Below are 12,706 nucleotides of genomic sequence, written 5' to 3'. Positions count from 1 at the left end.
GAAAAATACTCTCCTAACCTTTTTAGTCGATTCTTCGATTCAATCCGAGTATTAATAGCAGCATTATGGCACATGTAGCAACTAAAAATAGCAATAAAAGCCAAGTTGAATGAATGAAAATTAACACAAGTGCAAATATACCACATAATAATAGTAGAGCACCATAAGATTTAAAAAACACTTGATTTGCTGCATGTTGATTTGCTGCATGTTGATTTTCTTTTTCATTAATAATCAGAATACTAGCTTTTCCCGATAATAAAAAACCAGCAGTTGCAAATAAAATTAAAGCAAAGAGAATCATTAAAATCGTCATACTTAAGAAACTCCTTTCAATAAATGTGACAGTTCCTATTTAGGATAACATAAATTTCAATCAAAATAGAACAATAAACTAAAAAATCATTTCTTTTTTTTCAGTTTGTTAATCTTGTCATATTGCCCTGCTAAGCTTGCTTCATATTTCCCTGTATAATTAGGGACATAATAAGTTGCATTTTTTAACTTATCTGGTAGATATTGCTGATCTACCCATGCCTCTGGGTATGCATGAGGATACTTATAGTCGATTCCTCGTCCAAGGTCCTTAGCACCGCTATAATGGGAGTCTCTTAAATGGTCTGGAACATCGCCACTTTTACCAGCACGAATATCACTTAAAGCGGCATCTATCGCTACGTAAGTCGAATTAGATTTTGGGGACAAGCATAAGTCGACAACGGCATTAGCTAAAGGGATTCGAGCTTCCGGAAAGCCCAATTTCTCTGCGGCTTGAACAGCTGTGACAGTTCGAGCTGCGGCTGCAGGATTTGCCAATCCGATATCTTCATATGCGATTACCATTAACCGTCGAGCAATAATGGGTAAGTCTCCAGCTTCAACCAAACGTCCCATATAATGTAAAGCGGCATTTACATCACTACCTCTAATCGACTTTTGTAATGCTGAAATCACATCATAATGAGCATCGCCGTTTTTGTCATGAGTCAGAGCTTTTCGTTGGACACATTCTTCAGCGATAGCTAAATCAATGATAATGAGCCCATCTTGATTAGGGTGAGTCGATTTGACGGCTAACTCAAGCCCGTTCAAGGAACTGCGTAAATCTCCGTTAGTTGCTCTTGCAAAATGCAGTAAAGCTTCTTCAGTGACTTCTACAGCGCTATCTCCTAGTCCATTGACCTTATCGACTAGCGCCCGTTCAATAGCCACCTCAATATCAGAAATTTCTAGTGGCTTTAATTCAAAAATCTGAGTCCGACTACGAATCGCAGGATTGATTGTAATATAAGGATTTTCAGTTGTAGCACCAATCATTACAACACGCCCATTTTCTAAATGAGGCAATAAAAAATCTTGTTTTGGTTTATCTAAACGATGAACCTCATCTAATAATAAGATGACAGTCCCGCTCATTTTGGCTTCTTCAACGACAATTTGTAAGTCTTTTTTTGTATCTGTTGCCGCATTCAACATTCGAAAAGCATATTTTGTTGACCCTGCGATGGCACTTGCAATACTTGTTTTTCCAATACCAGGCGGTCCATATAAAATCATCGAAGATAGCATTTTAGACTCAACCATACGTCGAATAATTTTTCCTTCTCCAACAAGGTGAGTTTGGCCAACAATTTGATCAATATTTGTAGGCCGCATACGAAAAGCTAATGGCTGATTCATAATTTCCTCCTTTATATGCATAGATCAGATTTATTTTTTGAATTCCTCTTTTTGGTATGAATTACATGTGAAACTAGCTTAATGAAATCAAAAACTTATCTATGTTTAGATTATTCACTCGTAAGAACTATAAGAATAGTATACCATTTAATTATGAATCCTACCACGGAAGGGAACGAATGTTCAAATGGTTTCGGTTTCATTATGTTTTTGTAATAGGTTAGATAACTTTACAAGAAAACCCACTAAAATCAAGACTTTTTTCGCTTTTTTTGAGTGAAATGTGGTATATTATGGGGGTATGGAGGAATGTTCATGAATATCTATAAACAGTTTTTAATCATTTTAAGCTTTTCTTTCTTAGGCGAAGTACTGTCAAAGGTCTTTAATTTACCTGTGCCAGGAAGTGTGATTGGCATGTTATTTTTATTTTTAGCATTAGAATTTAAAATTTTGAAAGTCAAAGACGTTGAAACAGTAGGGGGCTTTTTATTAGGAAATCTAAGTATTCTATTTTTACCTGCTGGTGTCGGAATCATGGTTTATTTTCCGATTATTAAAGATACGTGGTGGTTATTATTACTTGTTTCAATTATCACGACAGCTTTCACGGTAGCTTTTGTGGGCGTAATTGTCCAAGCAGTTAAGCGGAGATTTGAAGATAGTGCAGTTGACTTAGATGAAACTAGAAAGGATGACGCAAAAAGTGTATCAAGAACTTACAAGTAATCCTATGTTTGGTTTAATGTTGTCTATTGGCATGTATTTATTTGCTTTAGCTATTTTCAAAAAATTTCCTTTTCCTTTATTTAACCCATTAGTTTTGTCAACTATTTTTGTCATTATTATCTTAAAAGTTGGGCGTATTTCGTATGAAAATTATTTCGAAGGCGGAACAATTTTAAATATCTTGATTACTCCAGCAACAGTTGCTTTGGGAATTCCATTATATAATACGTTTCATTTGTTAAAAAAACATGTTCGTTCAATTTTAACTGGAATTATATGTGGAACGATTGCAAGTACTTTTCTCACAGGAGCGTTGGCAGTTGCCTTGCATTTAAAAAAAGATTTAATTGTTTCTATTATGCCAAAATCAGTTACGACGGCAATTGCGCTAGGTATTTCAGAAAAAATGAATGGTATTGCGACTGTCACCCTAGTTATGGTAATTGTAACAGGAATTATTGGCTCAATAATTGGCCCACCTATTTTAAAAAGACTTAAAGTGGAAGATCCAGTTGCTAAAGGTATCGCCTTAGGAACATCTGCTCATGCAATTGGGACCTCGAAAGCCTTAGAAATGGGGCATGTAGAAGGGGCAATGTCTGGTTTAGCTATTGGTGTAACTGGCGTTGTAACTGTTTTTGTAGCACCATTGATGATGAAATTTATTCTAGTTCTTTTTTTCTAAAATTGAAAATTCTCCTTTTAAGAAAGCTCTTTGTTCTTTGAAGGAGTATTTTTTTATTTAATAAACAGTTATTTTGTTTAAATAAGGTGCAATTTTGTCTGTTTTTTGAGATAATAGAAAAGAGTTTAGTCTAAATGAAGACAAGAACAGTAGATAAAGGCAAAAATCCACTTACACTGGGAATAGGGAGTGTGGAGAGAGGAGTTCATTCATGTCAGATACAGAACAACGCGAAAGAATAAAAATTCAGTTTAAACCCCAAATTATTGAAGATACAACGACAATCACTGATCAAATGGTTGATACTGTAAAAGGAACATTAAATGAATTGATTACTGAGTCTGTTTCAAAAGTGAATGAATTAAACATTCAACGCTTTGAAGAAAAACAAGCAGAGCTGGAAAAAGAATATCAATCAAAAATTGGTGAACTAATTGCTGAATATGAAGTGAAAAAAAATGAACTTGATCAAAAAATCGCGGATAAAGAAAAGCTTGTTTTAGAAAATGCTAAGCTAGAAGCAGAATCTATTTTACAAAATGCTTATGAAGAATCCAATGAAATGTATCAATCGGTTCAAAATGAAATTATAAATTTAAAAGCTCAATTAATGGATTACCAAGCCGAGGTTGAAAAAGAAAAGCAAGAACAAGATAAAGAATTGGCTAGGCGCTTAGATGAACTCAATTTGGTTTATCAAAAAAAGCAAGCTGAATTAGAAGCAAGCTTAAATGAGAAAGAGCAAGCTTTGTTAAGGGATGCTCGTAACGAAGCCAATCAAACTAAAGATGAAGCTAAACAAGAGTCCTTATTACTTTTGTCTGAGGCCCAACTTAAGGCAGCCGATTTGCGAGACGGAACAGCTCAAGAATTATTAGAAGAAAAGGCTGAACATCAGGCTAAATTATCCGATGATTTCCTACGTCTTACGCGAGAGAAAGAGTGGTTTTCTTTGTATCAAGAACAAGTAGAACAAAGGTTTGTCGAAAAAGAAAGAGCTTTATATCAAAAAACACAAACTGAGTTAGATGAACTACAATTAAAAGTTCACGAACTACAAAATCAAAGTGATTTTTATCAAGACATGGATCAAGAAAGAAAAGATAAATCTTTTTCAATTGGACTTTATATTTGTTTAGTTGCTGGAGTAAATGTAGTATTAATCTCTTTATTTGGTCAAAATTCAGTTGTATTGCCCATTTTGTCGGCTTTCTTAGGTTCATACCTCATTTACACTACGCTAACAGATGGTCGTTTTGAAAGCGGAACGAAGAAATTAACGAAAAAAAATGAATGGTTAATTGAAAAAAATGATGAATTGGCTAAAAAAACAACAGAGTTAACTCAAAGTTTACAGGAAGTAATGACTGAAAAAGATCAATTGGCTAAAGCTAAATTTGAACACGAAGCGTTAGTCCAAAATCTTGAAGAGTTGAAAAATTTAGTTCGTAAACAGGGAACTCAGAGAAAATTAGTTGAATCAGAAAATATTGTGTTACGTAAACGTTTGATGGATCAAAAAAAAAGAACAGAATAGATAGTAGCCTCCAAAATTAGAGTACTATTTAATTTTGGAGGCTTTTTTTAACGATTATAGCTAAATTTGACAACTTTCTAACAATTTTAAAAATTAAACTGAATTTTTTCAATTTTTTGAGCGCATCTTTTTCTTTTATAAAGTAAGTAGGCTATAATTATGAAGCAAAGTATTACGATCAAAGGAGTTATTAAATAATGACACTAGCATCTGAGTTTGAGCAAGTAAAGGAATTTCACGAGACCTTTAGTCCAGCTACTAATAAGACACCAACAGCATTTACTGTTGAAGAAGCGTTATATCGCGCAGATTTTACAACAGAAGAAATACTAGAATTTTTATATGCAACAGTTGAAGGAGATTTGGTTGCATTTGATCAACTTGTCGCAAAGTGGCAAGAGGGAATTACAAAAACGGTTAAAAAAATCAAAACAGAAGCCAAACCCGTTGAAGATAAATTAATTGGTCAAGTAGATGCACTCACAGATGCAAACTACTTTAACTATGGTTCATTTGTTTTATTAGGGGTTGATCCCAGACCGATTTTTAATTTTGTTCATCAGGCAAATATGGGGAAATTATTTCCAGATGGCAAACCTCATTATCGAGAAGGAGATGGCAAAGTTTTAAAACCTGATAATTGGGAAACCGACTTTGCTCCTGAAAGTAAAATAAAGGCTGAAATTGAACGACAAAAACAACTATAAGAAGAGGGTCAATTATGAATGATATTAAAACACGGATTAAAAATGAAAAATTAGGACCAGCTTTCTTAAAAGGAACATTTGGACTTGAAAAAGAAGGCTTGCGTGTCACACCAACTGGTGATTTAGCTTTGACAGATCATCCTGCTATTTTTGGGAATCGTAGTTTTCATCCCTATATACAAACAGATTTTAGTGAATCTCAACTTGAGTTAATTACACCTCCAGTTGAATCAATTGATGAATTATATAATTGGTTAGCAGCCATTCATGACGTAACAGAACGTTCGCTGCCAAAAGATGAATATATTTGGCCTATGAGTATGCCTGGCGCATTGCCAGAAGAAGCGCAGATTTCAGTAGCCAAGTTGGATAATCAAGAGGATGTTGCTTATCGTATACACTTAGCTGAAAAATATGGTAAGAAAAAGCAAATGGTTTCGGGCATTCATTACAATTTTGAATTAGATGCTGGCTTTTTAAATGCTTTATATCAAGGGCAATCAAGCATAAAAGAGTATAGTCAATTTAAATCAGAAGTCTATATGAAATTAGCTAAAAACTTTTTACGCTATCGCTGGGTTTTAACTTATTTATTTGGTGCTTCTCCAACAGTAGCTTCTAATTTCTATCAAGCAGACCAAGAGCCTTTAAAAGATTATGTTCGTAGTATCCGAGGTAGCCATTATGGCTATGTAAATACGAAGGAAATCCAAGTTTCTTTTGAGTCATTAGAAAGTTATGTAGAAGACATTGAAGAACTTGTAAATAAAGGTGCATTAAGTGAAGAAAAAGAATTTTATTCAGCAGTTCGTTTAAGAGGCGGCAAAAAAAATCGAGATCTATTAACGGATGGTATTCATTACTTAGAGTTTAGAATGTTTGATTTTAATCCATATGCAGCTTTTGGTATGACGAAAGAGGATATGAAATTTATTCATTTATTCTTGATGTCGTTGGTCTGGATGGATAAAATTGCGACTGTTGAAGAAATAGAAGTTGGGAACTTAATGAATGAAAAAACGGCATTAGAGCACCCAAATACAGTTTCTAATTTTCAACAAGAAGCGATTCGCTTAGTTGATAATATGCTTGAAATGCTTCAATCTTGTGAGTTTTCAACTGAAATGAAAGAGTTGGTCATACAGGCAAAAGCACAAATTCTAGATCCGCAAAAAACAATAAGTGCCCGCTTAATTAAGGATATAGCCAAAGTGGGATCTTTTAAAGAGCTTGGTATGAAGTTAAGTCGTCAATATAAAGAGGAAGCCTTTTTAAAACCTTATAGCTTACGTGGTTTCACATCAATGGAGTTATCAACCCAATTGCTGATGTTTGATGCGATTCAAAAAGGCATAGAAGTAGGGATTCTAGATGCTAGTGAGCAATTTTTAAAACTGCGTCACTTAGATCATATAGAGTATGTGAAAAATGCGAATATGACCTCAAAAGATCAATATATCGCACCATTGATTATGGAAAATAAAACAGTGACAAAAAAAGTTCTAGCTGGCGCAGGCTATAAAGTTCCTGCAGGTGAAGAATATCAAAATGCACGAGAGGCTAAAGGGGCTTATTGGAATTATGCTGGTAAAGGAATTGTTGTGAAACCTAAATCAACAAACTTTGGAGTGGGAATTTCAATATTTAAAGATGGTCCGTCTAGAGAAGATTACGAATTGGCGATTGATTTTGCATTTAAAGAAGATAAAGCTATATTAGTCGAAGAATTTATTACAGGTACAGAGTATCGTTTCTTTGTCATCGGAGATGCTGTAAAAGCGATTATGCTGCGGATGCCAGCCAATGTAGTTGGAAATGGTGAACAGACTATTGAGGCCTTAGTTAAAGAAAAGAATAAAGACCCGTTACGTGGTACAGACCACTTAGCACCACTAGAATTAATTCAATTAGGCGAAATTGAACAACTGATGCTAAAAGAACAAGGCTATACAATTCAAAGTATTCCAACAAAAGGTACGATTGTTTACCTAAGAGAGAATTCAAATATCAGTACTGGTGGAGACTCATTTGACTATACAGATACAATTGATGACTCGTACAAACAAGCTGCAATCAATATGACTAAAGCTTTGGGAGCGGTCGTTTGCGGAGTTGACTTAATTATTCCAGATTATACAAAACCTAGCACCAAAACAAATCCTGGCTATGCAGTTATTGAGGCGAATTTTAATCCGGCGATGCATATGCATACTTTTCCGTACAAAGGACAAGGACGTAGGTTAACAATGGCTGTTTTAGATATGCTGTTTCCAGAGTTAGGCATATTTTAAGAATTAGTTATGAAAAACTGTTCTGATTCAGTTAAACTAGAAACAAAAGCCAGCAATTGATATCATCGATTGAGGAAACTTGTAGCAGTTTATGAGAATCATAACCAATTTAAACTAGGTGAGACCGGATTATTCTGGGCCCAACAGTATAATCAAAATGAACAATTAATAGAGGCTGAGGACTTTGGTCCCAGCCTCTATTTCATAAAAATAAAAAAACGACCTAAATCAAAGGAAGTATTTGTTGAAAAGGTAAATTCATGATAGAATTTGAAGCATAAATGGATTTGTTACCTATAGATAGGAGCTAATTATGGAAAAAATATATTTAGATCATGCTGCAACTAGTCCAGTTCATCCAGAGGTTTTGGAAGTGACTTACGAAGCAATGAAAAACCATTATGGAAATGCTTCAAGTATTCATAACTTTGGGCGGGACTCTAGACGATTATTAGACGATGCTCGATTAACATTTGCAAAAAGTATTGGTGCTAAACAAAGTGAAATTGTCATTACAAGTGGCGGAACTGAAAGTGACAATACTGCAATCATTGAAACGGCTTTATCTAGGCAAGAAACTGGGAAGCACCTAATCACATCACAAATTGAACACCATGCAGTTTTAGAACCCATGGAGTATTTGGAGTCATTAGGTTTTGAAGTGACCTATTTACCAGTTGATACATTCGGTAGAGTTGATCCCGAAGCAGTCCGAGAAGCGATTAGACCAGATACTACATTAGTTTCAATTATGTATGGTAATAATGAAGTTGGAACCTTGATGGATATTGCCAAAATCGGAGAAATTGTTGCTGAAACAGATAGCTACTTTCATACAGATGCAGTTCAAGCATATGGGTTAGAAGATATAGACGTGAAGAGAGACCAGATTGATTTATTATCTGTCTCAGCGCATAAGATTAATGGACCAAAAGGTGTCGGATTCCTTTATATTAGCGAAGGCATCCATTTGCCTAGCTTTATGCGCGGTGGGGAACAAGAAACCAAACGTCGGGCAGGAACAGAAAACATTCCAGCTATTGTAGGATTTAAAAAGGCTGTTGAAATTATCGCGGCCGAAAAAATGGAGCGTCGTGAAAAATATCAAGGATATAAAGGTCAGTTGATTAAGAATTTAGTGGATGCAAAAATTGATTTTGAGATTAATGGGGACCAACAAAACGGTTTAGCTCACATAGTGAATATCTGGATTAAAGGTGTTTCCTCTGAGCAATTGCTGATGAACTTAGATTTGATGGGAATTGCAATTTCAGCAGGATCAGCGTGTACAGCTGGAAATGTTGAACCTAGTCATGTTTTAACTGCGATGTATGGCCCTGAAAATCCTCGGATTTCAGAATCTGTACGGATCAGTTTTGGGCTTGGAACAACTTCAGAAATGCTCTCTGAGTTAACTGATAAACTAGCTTTATTTGTTAGCCGATTAAAAATAAATTAGGTAGTTAAATAAAGAATTGCCCAAGTAATCATGCCAATAAAAAATAATACCCCGATGATAGCTTGGTACTTGAATAAACGATCCCACTTCATACATTCGTCCTCCTAAAATAAAAAGTTTGTTGAGCCGTTTAGCTCCGGCAAGAAAATTGGGAAAATTGATAGGACGCTTTTTATCCTCTCGAATTTTCATCTTTTTCTCGAGGAGTTGGCTCAAAAGAACTAGCCTAATAAAAAGTTTGTTGAGCTTGATCAATGCTTTACATTATTTAACTTTAGTATACAAGGACATTTAATGCATTAATAGGAACAAAAATGTAAGATGTCGTACAAATTTGCCACCTGCTGTTGTCAGTTCATTAAAGTAAAAAATTAAAGTAGAAGAAGAGACGGATTGTATGATATAGTAGTAATGTAAAGGGTTTATATAGTAATGGAAAATCTAATGAAGAGGTGACCTTAAATGGCATTTGAAACAACAGCAAGTTTAGTCGGATCAACAGAAAAGTATCGCTTGACGCCAAACGTCAAAAAATTTACATTACGTGATAACGGTTTTGAAGAAACCAGCTCTGGCAATTATCAATTTATTCGTCCTTTGGATGGATCACCAGAAAATAAACAAGGAATTAAATTGAAAATTATTGTTAATAAAGATTTAAAAACGTTTAAGATGTCAACTACAACTAGCAATGGGCTAAGAGCAGTTAACATTTATACAAATGAAAACTTTAAAATGAGCGTAGACAAATTTAAATTTATTATGGATGGATTTATTGAACGTGGTGTAATGGAAAAAGCTGAATAAAGAAGAAAAGCAGTTAGAGAGAGACTCTAGCTGCTTTTTTGAACGAATTAATTAAAATAGTGACAAAAATAGAACAGATAGTAAAATTTAATAGAAATGTTCATTGTTATTCAATACATTAATCTTGATTTATCATTAAAAGCCGTTATAATGATTAAGACTGGAAAAATACGACCTTCAAATCGTAAAGATTTTCAGAATCTATTTGAAATGATGGTGAAAGAAATGACAGACAACAGCAAAACACGTGTCGTAGTTGGCATGAGTGGCGGAGTTGACTCATCTGTTACAGCTTTATTGCTGAAAGAGCAAGGCTATGACGTAGTGGGGATTTTTATGAAGAACTGGGATGACACAAACGAAGCTGGTGTATGTACAGCAACGGAAGATTACAATGATGTGATTCGTGTGGCGAACCAAATTGGGATTCCTTATTATTCGATCAATTTTGAAAAGCAATATTGGGATAATGTTTTCCAATACTTTTTAGACGAATATAAATTAGGTAGAACGCCAAACCCTGATGTGATGTGTAACAAAGAAATTAAATTTAAAGCTTTTCTAGACTACGCAATGAGCTTAGGTGCCGATTACGTTGCGACAGGACATTATGCTCAAGTTGAACGAGATGAAGCAGGTGTCACTCATATGTTGCGTGGTGTGGATACAAATAAAGATCAAACTTACTTTTTAAATCAATTATCACAAGAACAATTAGCTAAAACAATGTTTCCCTTAGGAGGCATGGAAAAATCAGAAGTGCGTAGAATTGCTGAAGAAGCTGGATTAGCAACAGCGAAGAAAAAAGATTCAACCGGTGTTTGTTTTATAGGAGAACGAGATTTCAAAAAATTCTTAATGACCTATTTGCCAGCTCAAAAAGGCAAAATGGTGACTCCTGAAGGCGAAGTAAAAGGGGAACATGATGGCTTAATGTACTACACAATTGGTCAACGCCAAGGCTTAGGTATTGGTGGCGGCGGAGCATCTAGCGAACCTTGGTTTGTTATCGGCAAAGACTTAGCAAGTAATACATTGTATGTTGGACAAGGGTTCCACCATGAATGGTTATATGCAACTCATTTAGATGCAACAGACATTCATTTTACAACAATGAAAGAAATGCCAAGAGAATTCAAGTGCACAGCAAAATTCCGTTATCGTCAAACAGACACAGGTGTGACAGTTCATTTAAACGAAGATGGAACAACTGCTCGAGTTGAATTTGACGAGCCTGTACGTGCGATTACGCCTGGACAAGCAGTTGTATTTTATGATGGTATGGAATGTTTAGGTGGCGGTACAATTGATGTTGCCTATAATGATGCCAAAGTTTTACAATATGTTTAAAAAGTAACTAAATAGAATAAAAAAACAGCCAAGAATTTTGATTCTTGGCTGTTTTTTTAACAAGGTGTGAAAAAAGTTGCACTTTTCTGCTTTATGTAAATAATAAAATTGACAAGGCTCAATAAAAAAAGGTATGCTTTTTAGATTAAGAAAGGAGTGAACTAGATATGGAAGAGATTAAAAATCTTATCAGACAAAATCCTGATAAATTCAAGAAAAACCCACTATTATCAATAGTAGCCAGTATGTGTGGCGAAGAGAAAAAAATACAAAATACCGAAGAAAATTGGTACGTGGTCTTTAAGGAAACGATTAAATTAGTTGCGATTACAACAGTAGAGGGCGTGGAGCACTATTTCAACCAATTAAACCCAACAATTGCCTATTTGCTCATCAATTACATAAAAATACTTGAGTTTTCAGATTTGGAATTATTTATGGAACATGGAATTAAACTAGTCGACCCAGAAAATCCAACAAAGTATACAAAAGAGCAGAAAGAGCAAGATTATCAAGAAATGTATGATTGGTTACTTGAAAATAGCCGACTAACAAATGAGCTATCATTGACATTAGTTATACGCTATCATGCACTATTAAATCAATTATTGATTGAAGATTAAAACGTTATAAAAAAATTTTGAAATCTAGTAACTAGAAAAAGCCAAAAATAATGAAAAGAGTATGAAAATGCTAGCTCTATCCTTGAATTTATTACTCCATTCAAGGATAATAGGATAAAAGTGAGAAGAGGGCGTGAGAGGATGGCAAAATTATATTTTGTAAGGCATGGAAAAACAGAATGGAATTTAGCTATGAAATTGCAAGGGAGCAAAGGTGACTCTCCATTGTTAGAAGAAAGTTATTTTGAAACAGCTCTCCTTGGTGAACGACTGAAGAAAATTTCATTTTCTAAAGTCTATGTTAGTCCTCAAAAACGAGCAATTGAAACAGCCAATGTTTTAATGGATGAATTACTAATCAAACCTGAAATAATCCAAAAAGAAGGTCTAAAAGAATTTGGTTTAGGTGAACTAGAGGGACAGTTGATTCTAGATGCTATTGATGCCTACCCAGAGCAGATGCACCATCTAAGAAATAATCCTCATGAGTATGATCCCAGTGAATTTGGAGGCGAAACATTTAGTGAGATGATTAAACGGAGTGTGGTTGTCGTTGAGGAAGCCGTTATGCAAAATCCAAATGAGAACTTATTGTTTGTCGGTCATGGTGCGACACTAGTTGCGCTTATTCAAACACTATCAGGAAAACCGTTGGAACAGATTAGAAAAGCAGGTGGCTTAGATAATAGCAGTTTAAGTATTATTGAAATGAATGAGTTAGGTTATGAATTAATTTTATGGAATGATACAAGCCATCTAGATTCTTTGAACTAAGCTCATTGAAAAGTCTGGTTTATCAGCTTAAGATGGTGTAAAATAGTAAGGCTGAGAAAGAGTC

At 34.7% G+C, this 12,706-nt stretch carries 12 protein-coding genes; 10 read left to right on the top strand and 2 right to left on the bottom strand.

What is annotated here, in order from left to right; translation table 11 throughout:
* Positions 1 to 22: 22 nt before the first annotated feature.
* Together MHI00_RS10240 and MHI00_RS10235 are read right to left on the bottom strand one after the other, a co-directional pair.
* Positions 23 to 316: a hypothetical protein gene (locus tag MHI00_RS10240; RefSeq protein WP_341113376.1), complete on the bottom strand. Its 294-nt coding sequence runs from the start codon at positions 314 to 316 to the stop codon at positions 23 to 25.
* 86 nt (positions 317 to 402) lie between these two features.
* On the bottom strand, positions 403 to 1,680 hold the full coding sequence (locus MHI00_RS10235; protein WP_010050544.1) for a replication-associated recombination protein A: 1,278 nt from the start codon (positions 1,678 to 1,680) through the stop codon (positions 403 to 405).
* A 315-nt stretch (positions 1,681 to 1,995) separates the two neighbouring features.
* On the opposite strand from MHI00_RS10235, the gene MHI00_RS10230 reads away from it, so the two are divergent.
* From MHI00_RS10230 to MHI00_RS10185, 10 genes are all read left to right on the top strand, one after another.
* Positions 1,996 to 2,409: a CidA/LrgA family protein gene (locus MHI00_RS10230; protein ID WP_010050545.1), complete on the top strand. Its 414-nt coding sequence runs from the start codon at positions 1,996 to 1,998 to the stop codon at positions 2,407 to 2,409.
* Positions 2,375 to 3,094, top strand: coding sequence for an LrgB family protein (locus tag MHI00_RS10225; protein WP_035064077.1), 720 nt, complete (start codon positions 2,375 to 2,377; stop codon positions 3,092 to 3,094). The genes MHI00_RS10230 and MHI00_RS10225 overlap by 35 nt, the downstream gene beginning before the upstream one ends.
* 211 nt (positions 3,095 to 3,305) lie before the next feature.
* A complete protein-coding gene (locus MHI00_RS10220) occupies positions 3,306 to 4,631 on the top strand; it encodes a hypothetical protein (RefSeq protein WP_341113371.1) in 1,326 nt (441 codons plus the stop codon).
* 197 nt (positions 4,632 to 4,828) lie between these two features.
* A complete protein-coding gene (locus MHI00_RS10215) occupies positions 4,829 to 5,338 on the top strand; it encodes a haloacid dehalogenase (RefSeq protein ID WP_010050552.1) in 510 nt (169 codons plus the stop codon).
* A gap of 14 nt (positions 5,339 to 5,352) precedes the next feature.
* Positions 5,353 to 7,629: a bifunctional glutamate--cysteine ligase GshA/glutathione synthetase GshB gene (gene gshAB / locus MHI00_RS10210; RefSeq protein ID WP_341113366.1), complete on the top strand. Its 2,277-nt coding sequence runs from the start codon at positions 5,353 to 5,355 to the stop codon at positions 7,627 to 7,629.
* A 313-nt stretch (positions 7,630 to 7,942) separates the two neighbouring features.
* Entirely contained in the window at positions 7,943 to 9,088 is a 1,146-nt protein-coding gene (locus tag MHI00_RS10205) for a cysteine desulfurase family protein (RefSeq protein WP_317914543.1), read from the top strand.
* Positions 9,089 to 9,550: 462 nt separating this feature from the next.
* Positions 9,551 to 9,895: a DUF1831 domain-containing protein gene (locus tag MHI00_RS10200; RefSeq protein ID WP_010050560.1), complete on the top strand. Its 345-nt coding sequence runs from the start codon at positions 9,551 to 9,553 to the stop codon at positions 9,893 to 9,895.
* A gap of 210 nt (positions 9,896 to 10,105) precedes the next feature.
* Positions 10,106 to 11,245 carry a tRNA 2-thiouridine(34) synthase MnmA gene (gene mnmA, locus MHI00_RS10195; RefSeq protein WP_257613355.1) on the top strand — a complete coding sequence of 380 codons (1,140 nt, stop codon included), beginning with the start codon at positions 10,106 to 10,108 and terminating at the stop codon, positions 11,243 to 11,245.
* A 167-nt stretch (positions 11,246 to 11,412) separates the two neighbouring features.
* Complete coding sequence (locus MHI00_RS10190) at positions 11,413 to 11,868, top strand: hypothetical protein (protein ID WP_057000284.1); 456 nt, start codon at positions 11,413 to 11,415, stop codon at positions 11,866 to 11,868.
* Positions 11,869 to 12,009: 141 nt separating this feature from the next.
* Complete coding sequence (locus tag MHI00_RS10185) at positions 12,010 to 12,642, top strand: histidine phosphatase family protein (protein ID WP_057000285.1); 633 nt, start codon at positions 12,010 to 12,012, stop codon at positions 12,640 to 12,642.
* Positions 12,643 to 12,706: the final 64 nt, after the last annotated feature.

Origin of the sequence: Carnobacterium sp. FSL E2-0243, from assembly GCF_038003605.1 — a bacterium.
Lineage (GTDB): Bacteria > Bacillota > Bacilli > Lactobacillales > Carnobacteriaceae > Carnobacterium > Carnobacterium maltaromaticum.
Note: the sequence above shows the minus strand (reverse complement) of the source record. Positions and strands in the feature narration are given on the sequence as shown.